This window comes from Fictibacillus phosphorivorans (assembly GCF_023715845.1).
GTDB lineage: Bacteria > Bacillota > Bacilli > Bacillales > Fictibacillaceae > Fictibacillus > Fictibacillus phosphorivorans_D.
On sequence record NZ_JAMBOR010000002.1, the window covers coordinates 277,904 to 293,176 of the forward strand.

Sequence of the window (15,273 nt, forward strand, 5' to 3'; positions counted from 1 at the left end):
TTCTTTGAATCATGCCTCAAGTCTCACGAGCTCCAGCCTTAGTCGTTCGAGCTTACGCTTAGAATCATTTATTTGTTTTTGGTCTTTAGATTTTAAGGCATCAAACAAGGTAGCTAATTCATAGTCAATTTCAAGCTTTAAAACTGGAATTCTTCTCTCTGCATCCGTTCTTTTTAATGTATTCATTACTTGTTTCATATCGCCGGCACATCCTTTCTTTTTTCGATTTCGTTTTTTATTATTTTATGAATGACTGGGGTATATGGAAACGGCACTTTGCGGAATCTAAAGCAAACATTTTTTTAAACATAAGCTTGTGTGATAAACTTTTTTTGTATCGTTTACTATTCAGGAGGACCATACATGACATTCAATGGATTTAAAGAACAAGATTTTAATGTTTTTAAAACGGATGGTTTAGAGCAGCGAATGGATCAAATCATTACCCATATACGTCCTAAGTTCGAGGCTCTGGGCGTTAAATATGCGGATGAACTTACAGGTTTAACAGGAGAGGAAATGTTTTATCATGTTGCCAAACATGCAAGACGTACTGTGAATCCGCCAAAAGATACATGGGTAGCTTTTGCTCCAAATAAAAGAGGATACAAAATGCTGCCACATTTTCAGATTGGATTATTTGAAACACACGTTTTTATCTGGTTTGCGCTTATCTATGAGTCACCCATTAAGGATTCTTATGGCAAAACTTTTCTAAAGAATCTTAGTCAGATAAAAAAGCAAATTCCTGATTCTTACGTTTGGTCGGATGATCATACTAAGCCTGATAGCTTTAAACATGGCGAAGTTAAAAAGAAAAGATTAAAAGAGATGGCTGAGCGTTTAAGTTCTGTTAAAAAAGCTGAGTTACTTTGCGGTGTTCATATTTCAAAAGATGAGGCTGTTGCCATGACAGAACAAGAATGGTTTACACGGATTTCTGAAACATTTAAAACCCTTTTACCTCTTTACAACTTAAAAAAACAACTGTAATAAAAAAAGTGGCAGGAAGCAGAAGTTTAGCTGCTTCTTACCACTAGTATATTGCCGTACTGGTTAAATGTATGGGTATGTATCACTATTGTAAGAAAAGTGTTAGAAAAGGCTGTTCCACTTTTGATGGACTGCTTTTGCTTCTTCCTTTATTTGCTGAAACAGTTCACTGACAGATAAAACTTCATTGATCCTTCCAGCTCCTTGACCTGCCCAACCAAATCCTTCGTCACTCTTCCCTTCATAAATAAATTTCTGATTGGCTTCTCCACTGATAAATTCTTTTAAATGCTCATATGTTCCATTTTTGTTTTCTTCTTCAACAATTTTTAAAGCAAAAGGTGTATTAAGCGTCCTGCCTGGCATACCTAACTGCCTTTTGATAACAATCGTATCGTTTTCGGAGCTTTCGAGTATCCATTTTTTATAGGATGGGTGAGCATGCACGCATTCTTTCACTGCTATAAACCTCGTCCCCATCTCAATCCCTTCTGCACCAAGCGCCAAGGCGGCCATCATCCCTTTTCCATCGACGATCCCACCAGAACCGACTACAGGGATCGATAAAGACTCTGCAACTTCAGGGATCAAGATAAATGTTCCTGTATCTTCTTTTCCAATATGCCCTCCGCCTTCCTGACCTACAGCCATTACCGCATCCGCTCCCAGCTGCTCCGCTTTCAATGCTTGGCGTTTACTCGAGACCAATACAAGCGTCTTGATGTTTGTATTCTCTAATCGTTTTAAAACAGGTGCCGGATTTCCCCCTGTTATACTAATAACCTTTACTCCTTCTTCAATAGCAGTTTCCAATTGTTCCTCATATGATCTTCCATGCTGGCCAATTGCAAAATTCACACCAAACGGACGTGATGTCATCTGCTTTGTTTTCTTAATTTCAGTTCTTAACGCTTCACTATTAGGAAGCGACATCGCGGTAATCTGTCCAAGTCCTCCTGCATTAGAAACAGCCGCAGCAAGTTCGGAATAAGCTAAATAAGCTAGACCTCCTTGAATGATCGGTAAATCAATATCTAACAAAGTGGTTACACGTGTTTTAAACATCTATTCTCTCCTCCTCAAAAATCAAATCCTTGACTTACATATTCATGCATTTTCTGTTATACTTCTTTTGTTTTATAAATAAAAGGCTAATAGAAACTTGATAGAAACAATTGAAGCTTTTGGAAGTCGTTGAGCAACATTCTTTTAAAAGCAATAATAAATGAAAATAAAAGTTAACAATAGATGAGGTGTAATTAAATTGTCTCAACATGAAACTCCTTTATTTACGGGCTTGCGAGAACACGCAGACCGAAATCCATTGCAATTCCATATCCCCGGTCATAAAAAAGGCCAAGGAATGGATGAAGAGTTCAAGAATTTCATCGGGCCAAATGCGCTTTCGATCGATCTAATAAATATCACACCACTCGATGACCTGCATCACCCTAAAGGCATGATTAAAAAAGCACAAGATCTTGCAGCACAAGCTTTTGGTGCAGATCATACTTTCTTTTCCGTTCAAGGTACTAGTGGTGCGATCATGACGATGATCATGTCGGTCGTTTCGCCGGGAGATAAAATACTTGTACCAAGAAATGTTCATAAATCCATTATGACAGCCATCGTATTCTCTGGTGCCACACCTATTTTTATCCATCCTGAAATCGATCCTGAACTCGGAATCTCACACGGGATAACACCTGACAGCGTTGAAAAAGCATTGAACCAGCATCCTGATGCAAAAGGAGTTCTAGTCATCAATCCAACTTATTTTGGATTTGCGGCAGATTTAAAAGGCATTGTAAGTGTTGCACACTGTTTTAATGTACCCGTCCTTGTTGACGAAGCTCATGGGGTTCTCATCCATTTTCATGACCAGATGCCTCTGTCTGCTATGCAAGCTGGTGCAGATATGGCCGCTACAAGCGTACACAAACTCGGGGGCTCACTTACCGGCAGTTCTATTTTAAATATAAAAGAAGGACTTGTCTCGCCAGAACGTGTTCAAACCATATTAAGTATGATGACAACAACCTCTACATCCTATATCCTACTGGCTTCTTTAGATACAGCGCGCAGACGCTTAGCGACAGAAGGATATACGTTAGTAGAAAAAACGATACGCCTTGCCAATCAAACAAGGGCAAAAATAAACGAAATACCGAACCTTTATTGTGTTGGCGAAGAGAAACTTGGCACTTCAGCGACCTTCGATTACGATCCTTCTAAACTGCTTATTTCAGTAAAAGATCTTGGGATCACAGGTTATGAAGCTGAAACATGGCTTCGTACACATTACAACATCGAGGTGGAGTTATCAGATCTTTATAACATCTTGTGTCTGATTACTACTGCGGATCATGAAAAAGACACCATGATTCTAGTTGAAGCACTGACTAAGCTATCATACGAAAAAAGCTCATCTAAAACGGAAGAAGTCAAATCATTGCCGGTACACGTTCCAGATATTCCGGTTCTTGCCCTCTCTCCACGTGATGCATTTTATGCAAATACAGAAAGCGTTCCTTTCGAAGAATCAGCCGGCAGAATCATAGCAGAATTTGTTATGGTATACCCACCAGGAATTCCGATCTTCATTCCTGGAGAAATCATTACAAACGAAAACCTTGCCTATATTAAAGAAAACCTTGAAGCAGGTTTACCTGTACAAGGTCCGGAAAATGCCGATTTAAAATACCTTAAAGTGATCAAAGAACAAGTAGCGATCCGATAGCACAAAAAAAGAAGACCCATGCAGGTCTTCTTTTTCTATTTTTTTAATTTAGATTGCTCTTGGCAATGCGGACATGTTTTAGCATATAAGGTAGTTACTTTTTCCTCTTCAAAATGTTCAATAGTTGTCTCACACGTTTGGCAAATGATTACTCCCATCCGTTCCATCTCCCTTCGCATTTTGAAAGCGCTTTCGTCTATATCTGTATAATATTATGTCACATTTCGTTTGTCAACACTTTTAGTATAACACATTTAAAAAAATGTGCTCATTAATTAATCATACTGTTCCGTAACAGGGAGATGGGGCACAGCTTCTTCAAAGAAAAGCACAAGATCTTCAGCTTCTTTTAAGCTTTTTATGTGGAAAACCTGTTTAATATATTCAAGGTTTCTCATGTCATTGGAATCAAGAAGCGCTGATCTGCCAGTCTGCATACAGACGACTAGAGGTTTCCCGAAAAACATATTTGTGTATACAATACCAAAGTCATATCTCACCGTGTCTGTAGTAAAACCTACAAACCTAACCTTAACGGACTCACTCTCGTCATACAATTTTTCAAACCATTCCATGTTATCCCTCCTCGTATGATAAAACATTGTTCATCGAACGGGTTGTTCAAACTTTGTCGATATACATGACTGAATATCCTGTTAAGATCAAAATTGATGTAAGAGTAATTCCCTTTTTAAATGACTTTCAAACTTATATTGTCAAAATCTTCTTAAAATATGATAAACTATTGTATGAACAAATATTGTTAATAATGACTAACTGGAGTGAGTCCAAATGTCCCAAAACGCTTACATAAAGCTTGTTCCTGCATCTGAAAAACTAGCTGTCACCCTTGAAGAAGTTAAAGAGATGTTCCATTATTACAAATCAATCACGAGTAAAACCGGAGAACAGCTTTCTTGGGGGTACTCCGAAGCAGCTTTTCCTTATATTATCGAGGAGAAAGAAGATGCAAAAAACGAATGGTTCTATTTAAGAGGAACTGACCCAAGGAAAAACAGATATATTCTAGTTGGAGTCGGTTTTGAGCAAAAGGATGATTCAGATGAATTTCCAGAAAATCAGCAATGCTATATTCAAGTCTCCCTTACTGACATCTCTACACACGGTGATAAAGGAAAAGCGAATGAGTTCTGTAAGTTCTTAGCTTCAAAATTAAAAGGTGAACTTCACCTTTTTAACGGCAGGGTCATGTATTATTACCCAAAAAATAGGTTGAATTAATAATTAAATGGGTACATTCCTTAAGGAGGTCAATCATATGATTGGACTTCCTATTTTATTTGAATTACAATGTAAACTTTCGGGCCCTTAGGGAAAAATAAAATAGATACATACTAAGAAAGGTTGGTGAAGAAATGAAAAAAACGAATACGGTTTTTATCGTTTCATTACTCATTTCAGTCGTTTTTATTGTCATAGGATTTTTATTTCCAGAGGAATTACAAGCAAAAGCCACTACAATCCAAAATTTCTTGCAAGAGAAATTCGGCTGGTTTTATCTTCTATCAGCAACAAGCTTTTTAATTTTCGTCCTCTATCTGGCCTTTAGTAAGTTTGGGAAAATTAAACTAGGAGAGCCCGATGACAAACCAGAATACAGTATGGTTACCTGGTTTGCGATGTTATTTAGTGCCGGGATGGGGATAGGACTTGTATTCTGGGGTGTAGCAGAACCTATCAGCCACTTTTATACACCTCCTAGCGGTGAAGGTGGAAATGCCGCCTCAGCACAAGCAGCACTGCGCTACAGCTTCTTCCATTGGGGATTACACCCTTGGGGAATTTATACCCTGATTGGTCTCTCGTTAGCCTATTTTAAATTTAGAAAAGGGGCACCAGGTCTTATTAGTGCAATCTTTACTCCTCTAATTGGTGACAAAGTAAATGGACCTATAGGAAAGACAATTGATATCGTTGCCGTATTTGCAACCATCTTCGGTGTTGCTACGTCTCTTGGACTCGGTGCCGTACAAATTAGCGGCGGTCTATCTTATGTGACGAATATTGCTAACAATTTCACTACACAACTTATCATCATCGCTGTTGTAACCGTCTTATTTACTGTTTCAGCACAGACTGGACTTGATAAAGGAATAAAATATTTAAGTAATTTGAATATTATTCTTGCCATAATATTGATGCTATTCTTGCTGTTCGCATCATCTACGAATTTCATTATGGATGTTTTTGTGCAGTCTTTAGGGAACTATCTTCAATTTTTACCTAGCATGAGTTTAAAGTTAAGTCCTTTCGTTCCTAGTGAAGCCGGCTGGATTCAAGGCTGGACTGTCTTCTATTGGGCATGGTGGATTGCTTGGGCACCTTTTGTCGGTACTTTTATCGCACGTGTATCAAAAGGAAGAACAATCAGAGAATTTGTGTTAGGCGTACTGCTTGTCCCAACTCTTTTTGGCGCATTATGGTTCTCTATATTTGGAGGGGCAGCACTACATCTGGAGATTTTTGATAACATCGGACTTAATAAGATCATTGCTGATAAAGGAACTGAAACTGCATTATTCGCTATGCTTGAGCATCTTCCATTCGGTTTCATTATGTCCTTGCTTGCGATTTTCTTAATCAGTACCTTTTTCATTACGTCTGCGGATTCAGCAACCTTTGTTCTCGGTATGCAAACCCGTCATGGGAGACTAGAGCCTTCTTCTAAGATTAAGTTCGTCTGGGGTATGGTTATTGCTGCAGCGGCGGCAATATTACTGTATTCAGGAGGGCTAGAAGCATTGCAAACCGCTTCGATAATCGCAGCTTTCCCATTTGCATTTGTTTTGATCTTTATGATGATTTCTCTGCAAAAGGCACTTTCAGAAGAGAAACGAAAATCATAAAAATACAATTCTACCCGCCACATAGATCACGGTAAATAAAATCGTTATATTTACACCTGTGGTTCGTTTAGGAATAAACCTCATAGCGATTAAAAAATTAAAGTAAGAAAACATGAGTAAAAGCACGGTTTCATAAAATGAATGGTCATGGTGCGATAGATAAAGAACTAACGAATATCCGCACCATACCAAGATTTGAATAGTAATACACAGCATCACATTCATAGCATCCTCCATATAAGCTTTATATTAAATGTTATGAAGAGATTTGTATTATATGTAGAAACAAAAAACCCCTTGTACCGCTGATGAACTGTCACCCGAATAATGGACACTTATAAAAAAGTCCCTTATTCGGGTTTTTTGTGTTCTTCTGCAATAAACCCGTTATAATCAAATCAAATGAGGAGAACGGGGATTAGAAAATGAGTAAAATTAAATTTGATGAATTTCAGCGTAAACAACTGGAGAACAATCCGAATGTCAGTCATGTTTCAGAACAGAATATCAGCTATAAACCAGAGTTTAAAGAGAAAGCTGTTCAAGAGAACCTAGCTGGAAAAGGACCAATGGACATATTTCTTGAACATGGTTTCGATCTTAAAATGATTGGCCCAGAAAAACCAAAACAGTGTTTAAAGCGTTGGAGACGCTCCTATGAAAAGTTTGGTAACGAAGGGTTTTACACCGAGCGTCGAGGTAAAGGCAGCACAGGACGTCCTTCTTCGAAGGAATTAACGGCGGAAGAAAAATTAAAGAAAGCAGAAGCTCGTATTGCCTTTCTAGAAATGGAGAATGACTTCTTAAAAAAGCTCGAAGAACTAGAGAGGCAGGCGAAGAAGAACAAGCATTAACGTTATCAGAGAAATTTCAACTAATTGAAGAAACCATTAGGAGATTCCAACTTAAGAGAATGGTCTCCTACCTCTGTGGGATTGCTGGGGTTAAGCGTAAAAGCTATTACGCATGGTTAAAAGCGGAAGACAAACGTAGTAAACGCGAGCAGCGTGATGAAGAGGATTATAAGCTCATTAAACAAATATACGATAAAAGAAACAAAAGAGATGGTGGACGTGAGATCAAGATGAAGTTAGAGAATGATTATGGGGTAATCATGAATCTTAAAAAGATATTTCGTCTCACAAGAAAGTTTAACATCCAATCCATTATCAGAAGAAAGAATCCTTACAGACGCTTGGCGAAGGCTACTCAAAAACATAAGACCTGTCCAAATGTATTGAACCGAAAATTCGTTCAAGAACCAGGTGTGGTTTTACTGACAGACATTACGTATTTATACTTGGAGAATCGAACAAAAGTTTATTTGTCATGTGTTAAAGACGGTACAACACGTGAAATATTGGCCTATCATCTATCTACTTCATTAGAGATGGGAATTGTATATAAAACATTAGATAACTTAATAATGTCCTTGGACGGAAACGTCCACCCTGAAGCGCTCCTGCATTCCGATCAAGGAGTTCACTATACTCATCCTGAATATCGCAAAAGAGTGAAAGAACTGGGGTTCACTCAATCCATGTCGCGTAAAGGAAATTGTTTAGACAATGCACCAATAGAATCCTTTTTCGGCCATTTCAAAGATGAAGTAGACGCCACAACATGCAAAACGGTGGCTGAGTTAAGAGGAAAGATTGAAGATTATATGGAGTATTACAACTCTGCACGCTATCAATGGGGATTAAAAAAGATGACCCCGGAACAATTCCGAGGTCATCTACTAGCTGCTTAAAAGGTCCTTTTTATAAACTGTCTATTTTATAGGGTGCAGTTCATGATACGGTACAAGGGGTTTTTATATGGATTATTTTACGATGTGAACAGGAAGTCCGATTGCAACTTCTGCAGCTTCCATTGAAATCTCTCCGAATGTTGGATGCGCATGAATTGTCATAGCAATATCTTCTGCAGTCATTCCTGCTTCGATTGCCAATCCAAGTTCTGCGATCATATCAGAAGCATTTCCGCCAGCGATCTGAGCACCTAGAACAAGTCCATCTTCTTTACGAGTGATAAGCTTCATGAAGCCATCTGTTTCGTTCATAGATAGAGCTCGTCCATTAGCTGCAAATGGGAACTTAGAAGCTTTTACTTCATACCCTGCTTCTTTAGCTGACTTTTCATCATATCCAACTGAAGCTAGTTCTGGATCTGTGAATACAACAGCAGGAATCGCTAAGTAGTCGATTTCAGAAGCATGTCCGCTGATAACTTCAGCTGCTACTTTACCTTCATAAGAAGCTTTATGAGCAAGCGCTGGACCTTCTACAACATCACCAATCGCATAGATGCCACTTACGCTTGTTTGAGCTTTCTTGTTAATCTTGATAAGACCGCGTTCAGTCATTTCAACACCAACTTGCTCAAGACCAAGTTCTTCAGTATTTGGATGGCGTCCAACTGTTACTAGTACATAATCAGCATCAAAAGTTTTTGACTCACCTTTGATTTCAGCAGTTACTGTAACACCATCTTTTGTTTCTTCAACGCCTTTAGCCATTGCTTCAGTAAAGACTTCCACATTGCCTTTCTTCTTTAAACGCTTAGAAACTACTTGACTCATTTGCTTTTCGAAACCTGGAAGGATTTGTTTTCCACCTTCAAGGATAGTAACTTCAGTACCGAAATTTGCATAAGCCGTTCCAAGCTCCATTCCAATATATCCACCGCCGATAACGACAAGCTTCTTAGGAATTTCTTTAAGTGCTAAAGCACCAGTTGAAGAAATGACACGATCACTCCATTTAAATCCTGGTATTTCGATCGGACGTGAACCTGTTGCAATAATAGCATTTTTAAATGTGTAAGTTTGAGAATTCTTTTCGTCCATGATACGAACTGTGTTTTCATTTACGAAATAAGCTTCACCACGGATGATCTCAACTTTGTTACCTTTTAAAAGTCCTTCAACACCGCCTGTAAGCTTCTTCACGATGCCAGCTTTCCACTCTTGGACTTTGCCGAAATCAACCTTTACGTTCTCAACAGTAATCCCCATATCTTCTGAGTGATTAGCATGTTCAACACGGTGACCTGCATTGATAAGAGCTTTAGATGGAATACAACCAACGTTTAAACAAACGCCTCCCATTTCAGCCTTTTCCGCAATAGCCACTTTTTGTCCTAATTGTGCAGCGCGAATTGCCGCTACATATCCCCCAGGACCTGAACCAATGACAAGTGTGTCTAACTCAATTGGAAAATCTCCTACTACCATCGAATTACGCCTCCATTACTAATAGTTGTGGATCGTTCAACAAACGCTTAATGTGATTCAATGCATTTTGTGCAGTTGCACCATCGATCAGACGGTGGTCAAAGCTTAGAGAAAGTGCTAGTACTGGAGCGACAACAACTTCTCCATCTTTAACAACTGCTTTTTCAGCAATACGGCCGATTCCAAGGATTGCTACTTCAGGATGATTGATTACTGGAGTGAACCATTGTCCGCCAGCAGATCCGATGTTTGTAATCGTACAAGATCCGCCTTTCATTTCTTCTCCAGAAAGTTTTCCATCACGTGCTTTTGTAGCCAATTCGTTGATTTCAGAAGAGATCTTGAAGATAGACTTACGATCAGCTTCTTTTACAACTGGAACCATCAATCCGTTATCAGTATCTGCAGCGATTCCGATATTGTAATAGTGCTTGTACACGATTTCTTCGTTCGCATCATCGATTGAAGCGTTAAGCACTGGGAACTCACGAAGTGCAGATGTTAATGCTTTTACCACATATGGAAGATAAGTAAGTTTAATTCCTTTATCCATCGCTACTTGCTTGAACTTCTTACGGTGTGCAACAAGGTCAGTAACGTCCACTTCATCCATAAGTGTAACATGTGGAGCTGTATGTTTGGAGTTAACCATCGCTTTAGAGATCGCTTTTCTAATACCTTTGATCTTTTCGCGTGTTTCCATTTCTCCAGCTGGAATTGCTTTAGGAGCTTCTTTCTTACCTGCTTCTGCTTTTTGTGCATCTTTATCAGCAGCTGGTGCTTCTGCTGCAGCTTCTCCGCCGCCGCTTACAAACTTATCGATATCTTCTTTAAGTACGCGTCCGTTATCACCAGACCCTTGCACTTTACGAATATCTACTTCTTTTTCACGAGCATATTTGCGAACAGAAGGCATAGCAATTACGCGTTTCGTTTCATCAGCAGGCTCTTCTTTAGCAGTATCTTCTGACTTATCTGTTTCCGCTTCAGCTTTTTCCGTTTCATTAGCTTGATCAGCTGTTACTTCTTTTTCTTCCTTAGCTTTCGGCTGCTCTGGCTCTTCACTTCCGCCATGCGCATCTGCAGGAATTTCACCTTCTGCTTCGATTGTTAAAAGAACATCACCTACAACAGATGTCGTACCTTCATCTACTTTCAACTCTAAAACTTTTCCGTCTACAGGAGAAGGGATTTCAACAACGGCTTTGTCATTTTGTACTTCTAGCAGGATGTCATCTTCTTTAATAGTGTCCCCTGCTTTAACAAACCACTTTACAATTTCACCTTCGTGAATTCCTTCACCAATATCGGGAAGCTTAAATTCAAATGCCACGATTAACGCCTCCATTTTTCAATCTATTTTACTCGTTCATGTGAAAAGGCTGAAAGAAGAAGTCTTTAAAAACTTCCCTTTCAGCTAACATTCAATTATATTTTAGAAATTGTAGACTTTCTTTGCTTTTTCTACAATATCACGATGATCTGGAATCCAAACATCTTCAGCAGATGCATATGGGAACACTGTATCTGGTGCAGTTACACGCAGTACAGGAGCTTCCAAGTTCAAAATAGCACGATCATTAATCTCAGCTACAACAAACGCACCGATACCAGCTTGTTTTTGAGCTTCTTGAACAACAATTGCACGGCCTGTCTTTTCAACAGACGCAATAATTGTGTCAATATCAAGCGGGCTGATTGTCATAAGGTCGATAACTTCAGCAGAAATACCATCTTTCTCAAGCTCATCAGCAGCTTTTAATGAAGCATGAACCATCGCACCATAAGTAATGATAGAAACGTCTTTACCTTCACGTTTCACATCAGCTTTACCTAGTTCGATTGTGTATTCTTCTTCAGGAACCTCACCACGGAAAGAACGGTATAATTTCATGTGCTCTAAGTAAACAACAGGATCATTGTCACGGATCGCGGAAATCAATAGCCCTTTTGCGTCGTATGGTGTTGATGGAATAACTACTTTAATTCCTGGTGTTTGATACATTAATCCTTCTAAGCTATCAGCATGAAGTTCAGGTGTTTTAACTCCTCCTCCAAATGGAGAACGGATTGTAACTGGAGAGTTATAAACGCCACCAGAACGATAGCGCATACGAGCCATTTGAGCTGCAACTGAATCAAATACTTCAAATACAAATCCAAAGAATTGAATTTCCATTACTGGACGGAAACCTGTAAGCCCAAGACCTATTGCAAGTCCCCCAATTCCAGACTCTGCAAGTGGAGTATCGAAAACACGCTCTTCTCCAAACTCTTTTTGAAGACCTTCAGTCGCACGGAAAACTCCACCATTTTGACCTACGTCTTCACCGAAAACAACTACGTCTTCATTGTTTTTTAATTCATTGCGCATCGCGTCTGTAATTGCTTGAATCATAGTCATTTGAGCCATATTATTTCGACTCCTTTGCTGTATATTCTTCTAATTGCTCGCGAAGGTTGTATGGAAGCTCTTCAAACATAAAGTTGATAAGATCAGTAACCTTTTGTTTAGGAGCACCGTCAGCTTTTTTAATAGAAGCTTTAATGTCTTCCTTCGCTTCATCAACTACTTTGTTTTCTTGTTCTTCAGACCAAAGGTTCTTCTTCTCTAAAAACTTTCGGAAACGGACTAGAGGATCTTTCTTTTCCCATTCGCTATCTAGATCTTTTGTACGGTAGCGTGTAGGGTCGTCCCCTGCCATCGTATGAGGACCATAACGGTAAGTAAGAGTCTCGATCAATGTCGGACCTTCTCCTGCAATCGCACGCTCACGAGCTTGTTGTGTAGCAGCGTAAACAGCAAGTACGTCCATTCCATCTACTTGGATACCTTCAATACCAGCAGCCACTGCTTTTTGTGCAATTGTTTTTGCAGCAGATTGCTTTTCTACAGGAACTGAAATTGCAAAGCGGTTGTTCTGAACAACAAACACTGTGTTTGCTGCATAAGCACCAGCAAAGTTTAATCCTTCATAGAAGTCACCCTGAGACGCTCCGCCATCACCTGTGTAAGTAATACAAATGTTTTTCTTGCCTTTTTTCTTTAGACCTAAACCAACACCAGCAGCTTGAATGATTTGAGCTCCAATGATGATTTGTGGCATAAGAATGTTTACACCTTCAGGAATCTGTCCGCCTTGGAAGTGTCCACGAGACCATAAGAATGCTTGATATAAAGGAAAACCATGAAATACGATTTGAGGAATATCACGGTATCCTGGAAGAATCCAATCCTCTTTATCCAAAGCAAATTGGCTTCCTAGCATTGAAGCTTCTTGTCCAGCAACTGGTGCATAGAAACCTAGACGTCCTTGTCTGTTTAAAGAGATTGCACGCTGATCCCAAATTCGCGTATAAACCATACGGCGCATTAATTCTTGGAGCTGTTCATCGGACAATTCAGGCATTGCTGATTCGTTAACTACTTCTCCATCTTCAGAAAGAATCTGAAACGTTTCAAATTGATCTTGAACAGCATCAATTGTTTTCGTCATGAAAAGTCACCTCTTCCTTTCTTTTACCCTGTCAGTTTACCCTTATCTTAAAAACACACACATACATACTAGGTTGTCCAAAGTACTGCATTTTTAAGACAGAATTATATTTTTAAAAGGCCCTTAGGCGTACCTTGTGTCCTCCATTCAAGTTTTCCCTTGTGTTCAGGAGCTAAACCATCATATGGCATCCTAACTGTATTACTTAATTATGTAATTAAAGTAACACAATAAACCTTTTCACGTTACTTAGTTTACACCACCTGCCAAATGCCGTCAATCAATAGAATCTCTCTAAGTTTTACGTTATTTCCAAACCCCTTCTTCCTATTTCTGTATTCTCACATATTAAAACTGTTTCACCTCATTCAACATTCTGTATCAGTCGTTAGTTGAAACAGAACAAACCTACAGGATAAGCAATAAACATCAAAGATTTTTAATTTCTGTTCTTTTTCTATAAATTTTCTCTATGTTATGATAAGAGGAAATTACAACTAAATGAATTTTTTCAGCACGGAGGTTTTGCTTGTGTTAACGATGAAAGATATTGTTAGGGATGGAAATCCGGTTCTTAGGCAAAAAGCTAAAGAAGTACCCATTCCATTCTCAGAAGAGGATATTCAAACAGCAAACAAGCTCTTGGAGTTCGTAAAGAACAGCCAGGATCCTGAGATTGCAGCTAAGTATAATCTTAGACCCGGCATTGGTCTTGCTGCACCACAAATCGGAATATCAAAACGAATATTTGCTATGCATTTGACAGACGAGAAAGGACAACTGTACAGCTATGCGCTATTAAATCCAAAGATCGTCAGTCATTCTGTGCAAATGACTTATTTAGATGGTGGCGAAGGCTGCCTGTCTGTAGACAGAGATGTTCCAGGATTAGTTCCTCGTTATGCGAAAGTGACGGTAAAAGGGTATACACCCGATGGCTCACTGATTGAAATGAAATTAAAGGGTCTGCCTGGGATTTGTTTTCAACATGAACTCGATCACCTGGATGGCATTATGTTCTATGATCGAATCAATGAAAAACAGCCATTTGAACCCCCGGCAAATTCTGTAACATATCGATAAAAGATTGAGTGTCGTCGTAAGATTTCTAAAATAACTAAAAAAAGCTGAATTCCACCTGTATTGAACTGTATCCCGAATAATGGACACTTATAAAAAGTCCGGTATTCGGGATTTTTTGTGTTCTTAAACAAGAAAACCGTTATAATCAAACCAAACAGGGAGAACGGGGAATCCACAGTGAGTAAAATTATCTATAACGAACTTCAAAGAAAACAACTTGAAAACAATCCAAATGTAAGCCATGTTTCAGATCGTTCTATCACCTATAAACCTGAGTTTAAGGTTCAAGCTGTAAAAGAATATTTACAAGGAAAATTACCAATGAAAATTTTTATAGATCATGGTTTTGATATCGAGATGATTGGAGTCGATAAACCACATGCTTGTTTAAAACGCTGGAGGTACTCGTTTGAAGCGCATGGAGAGGATGGATTTTACACGGAGCGTCGTGGGAAAGGCAGTACAGGACGTCCTTCTTCGAAGGAACTAACCTTAGAAGAAAAATTAAAGAAAGCAGAAGCTCGAAATGCTTTCCTTGAAATGGAGATCGACTTCTTAAAAAAGCTCAAGGAACTAGAAAGGCAGGCGAAAAAGAAGTAACAACATCTGAGAAGTATCAGCTCATCAATGAAACGATCCGAAAACACAACCTAAAACGCCATGTCTCCCATCTCTGTGAAATAGCTGGTGTAAAACGGAATAGCTATTATGCCTGGGTAAAAGCAGAGCCAAAGCGCCTTGAACGAGAAACAAAAGATGAAGAGGATTATCAACTCATTAAGCAGATTCATGACAGTAAAAAAGGAAAGCTCGGCGGACGCGTGATAAAGATGCGTCTAGAAAATATCTATGATG

The 15,273-nt window shown here is 39.0% G+C and carries 16 protein-coding genes; 7 read left to right on the forward strand and 9 right to left on the reverse strand.

The window, feature by feature from the left end; genetic code table 11:
• Positions 1-9: 9 nt before the first annotated feature.
• The gene (locus M3206_RS03015; protein WP_066289027.1) at positions 10-198 is read right to left on the reverse strand and encodes a hypothetical protein; all 189 of its coding nucleotides are present in this window, start codon (positions 196-198) and stop codon (positions 10-12) included.
• 165 nt (positions 199-363) lie between these two features.
• On the opposite strand from M3206_RS03015, the gene M3206_RS03020 reads away from it, so the two are divergent.
• On the forward strand, positions 364-993 hold the full coding sequence (locus M3206_RS03020; protein WP_251311017.1) for a YktB family protein: 630 nt from the start codon (positions 364-366) through the stop codon (positions 991-993).
• Between the two features lie 102 nt (positions 994-1,095).
• Here the strand turns inward: M3206_RS03020 and M3206_RS03025 are convergent, their stop codons facing one another.
• Positions 1,096-2,058, reverse strand: a complete 963-nt coding sequence (locus M3206_RS03025) for an NAD(P)H-dependent flavin oxidoreductase (protein WP_251311018.1) — start codon at positions 2,056-2,058, stop codon at positions 1,096-1,098.
• Between the two features lie 199 nt (positions 2,059-2,257).
• Between M3206_RS03025 and M3206_RS03030 the strand changes: the two genes are divergently transcribed.
• The gene (locus tag M3206_RS03030) at positions 2,258-3,733 is read left to right on the forward strand and encodes an aminotransferase class I/II-fold pyridoxal phosphate-dependent enzyme (RefSeq protein WP_251311019.1); all 1,476 of its coding nucleotides are present in this window, start codon (positions 2,258-2,260) and stop codon (positions 3,731-3,733) included.
• A 35-nt stretch (positions 3,734-3,768) separates the two neighbouring features.
• On the opposite strand, the gene M3206_RS03035 is transcribed toward M3206_RS03030, so the two are convergent.
• Both M3206_RS03035 and M3206_RS03040 read right to left on the reverse strand, forming a co-directional pair.
• Positions 3,769-3,912, reverse strand: coding sequence for a GapA-binding peptide SR1P (locus tag M3206_RS03035; protein WP_425590696.1), 144 nt, complete (start codon positions 3,910-3,912; stop codon positions 3,769-3,771).
• Positions 3,913-4,008: 96 nt separating this feature from the next.
• Positions 4,009-4,308 (reverse strand): DUF3055 domain-containing protein, encoded by a 300-nt coding sequence (locus M3206_RS03040; RefSeq protein ID WP_251311021.1) that lies wholly within the window; start codon positions 4,306-4,308, stop codon positions 4,009-4,011.
• A gap of 217 nt (positions 4,309-4,525) precedes the next feature.
• Here M3206_RS03040 and M3206_RS03045 point away from each other — a divergent pair, with 217 nt between their 5' ends.
• Both M3206_RS03045 and M3206_RS03050 read left to right on the forward strand, forming a co-directional pair.
• Positions 4,526-4,975, forward strand: a complete 450-nt coding sequence (locus tag M3206_RS03045; protein ID WP_251311022.1) for a DUF1885 family protein — start codon at positions 4,526-4,528, stop codon at positions 4,973-4,975.
• 134 nt (positions 4,976-5,109) lie between these two features.
• A complete protein-coding gene (locus M3206_RS03050; RefSeq protein WP_251311023.1) occupies positions 5,110-6,600 on the forward strand; it encodes a glycine betaine uptake BCCT transporter in 1,491 nt (496 codons plus the stop codon).
• Here the strand turns inward: M3206_RS03050 and M3206_RS03055 are convergent.
• Positions 6,595-6,825 carry a hypothetical protein gene (locus M3206_RS03055; protein ID WP_251311024.1) on the reverse strand — a complete coding sequence of 77 codons (231 nt, stop codon included), beginning with the start codon at positions 6,823-6,825 and terminating at the stop codon, positions 6,595-6,597. The genes M3206_RS03050 and M3206_RS03055 overlap by 6 nt on opposite strands.
• 200 nt (positions 6,826-7,025) lie before the next feature.
• Here M3206_RS03055 and M3206_RS03060 point away from each other — a divergent pair.
• Positions 7,026-8,353 (forward strand): IS3 family transposase gene (locus tag M3206_RS03060; RefSeq protein ID WP_251311025.1). Its coding sequence is split into 2 segments (ribosomal slippage): positions 7,026-7,398 and positions 7,398-8,353, totalling 1,329 coding nucleotides; the frame shifts between segments, so codons are not numbered across the junction.
• Positions 8,354-8,425: 72 nt separating this feature from the next.
• On the opposite strand, the gene lpdA is transcribed toward M3206_RS03060, so the two are convergent.
• From lpdA to pdhA, 4 genes are all read right to left on the reverse strand, one after another.
• Positions 8,426-9,838 (reverse strand): dihydrolipoyl dehydrogenase, encoded by a 1,413-nt coding sequence (gene lpdA / locus M3206_RS03065; protein ID WP_251311026.1) that lies wholly within the window; start codon positions 9,836-9,838, stop codon positions 8,426-8,428.
• Positions 9,839-9,842: 4 nt separating this feature from the next.
• Positions 9,843-11,171: a dihydrolipoamide acetyltransferase family protein gene (locus M3206_RS03070; RefSeq protein WP_251311027.1), complete on the reverse strand. Its 1,329-nt coding sequence runs from the start codon at positions 11,169-11,171 to the stop codon at positions 9,843-9,845.
• A 102-nt stretch (positions 11,172-11,273) separates the two neighbouring features.
• Positions 11,274-12,251, reverse strand: coding sequence for an alpha-ketoacid dehydrogenase subunit beta (locus M3206_RS03075; RefSeq protein WP_251311028.1), 978 nt, complete (start codon positions 12,249-12,251; stop codon positions 11,274-11,276).
• Position 12,252: 1 nt separating this feature from the next.
• Positions 12,253-13,335 (reverse strand): pyruvate dehydrogenase (acetyl-transferring) E1 component subunit alpha, encoded by a 1,083-nt coding sequence (pdhA, locus tag M3206_RS03080; RefSeq protein ID WP_251311029.1) that lies wholly within the window; start codon positions 13,333-13,335, stop codon positions 12,253-12,255.
• Between the two features lie 531 nt (positions 13,336-13,866).
• Between pdhA and def the strand changes: the two genes are divergently transcribed.
• Together def and M3206_RS03090 are read left to right on the forward strand one after the other, a co-directional pair.
• A complete protein-coding gene (gene def, locus M3206_RS03085) occupies positions 13,867-14,418 on the forward strand; it encodes a peptide deformylase (RefSeq protein ID WP_251311030.1) in 552 nt (183 codons plus the stop codon).
• Between the two features lie 177 nt (positions 14,419-14,595).
• Entirely contained in the window at positions 14,596-15,018 is a 423-nt protein-coding gene (locus M3206_RS03090) for an HTH domain-containing protein (protein ID WP_251311031.1), read from the forward strand.
• The last annotated feature ends 255 nt before the right edge of the window (positions 15,019-15,273 follow it).

What these genes read in the sequence shown, in the direction of transcription:
- M3206_RS03015 (WP_066289027.1), bottom strand. Translation starts at nt 198, where the DNA reads ATGAAACAAGTAATGAATACATTAAAAAGAACGGATGCAGAGAGAAGA.
- M3206_RS03020 (WP_251311017.1), top strand. Translation starts at nt 364, where the DNA reads ATGACATTCAATGGATTTAAAGAACAAGATTTTAATGTTTTTAAAACG.
- M3206_RS03025 (WP_251311018.1), bottom strand. Translation starts at nt 2,058, where the DNA reads ATGTTTAAAACACGTGTAACCACTTTGTTAGATATTGATTTACCGATC.
- M3206_RS03035 (WP_425590696.1), bottom strand. Translation starts at nt 3,912, where the DNA reads ATGCGAAGGGAGATGGAACGGATGGGAGTAATCATTTGCCAAACGTGT.
- M3206_RS03040 (WP_251311021.1), bottom strand. Translation starts at nt 4,308, where the DNA reads ATGGAATGGTTTGAAAAATTGTATGACGAGAGTGAGTCCGTTAAGGTT.
- M3206_RS03045 (WP_251311022.1), top strand. Translation starts at nt 4,526, where the DNA reads ATGTCCCAAAACGCTTACATAAAGCTTGTTCCTGCATCTGAAAAACTA.
- M3206_RS03050 (WP_251311023.1), top strand. Translation starts at nt 5,110, where the DNA reads ATGAAAAAAACGAATACGGTTTTTATCGTTTCATTACTCATTTCAGTC.
- M3206_RS03055 (WP_251311024.1), bottom strand. Translation starts at nt 6,825, where the DNA reads ATGAATGTGATGCTGTGTATTACTATTCAAATCTTGGTATGGTGCGGA.
- lpdA (WP_251311026.1), bottom strand. Translation starts at nt 9,838, where the DNA reads ATGGTAGTAGGAGATTTTCCAATTGAGTTAGACACACTTGTCATTGGT.
- M3206_RS03075 (WP_251311028.1), bottom strand. Translation starts at nt 12,251, where the DNA reads ATGGCTCAAATGACTATGATTCAAGCAATTACAGACGCGATGCGCAAT.
- pdhA (WP_251311029.1), bottom strand. Translation starts at nt 13,335, where the DNA reads ATGACGAAAACAATTGATGCTGTTCAAGATCAATTTGAAACGTTTCAG.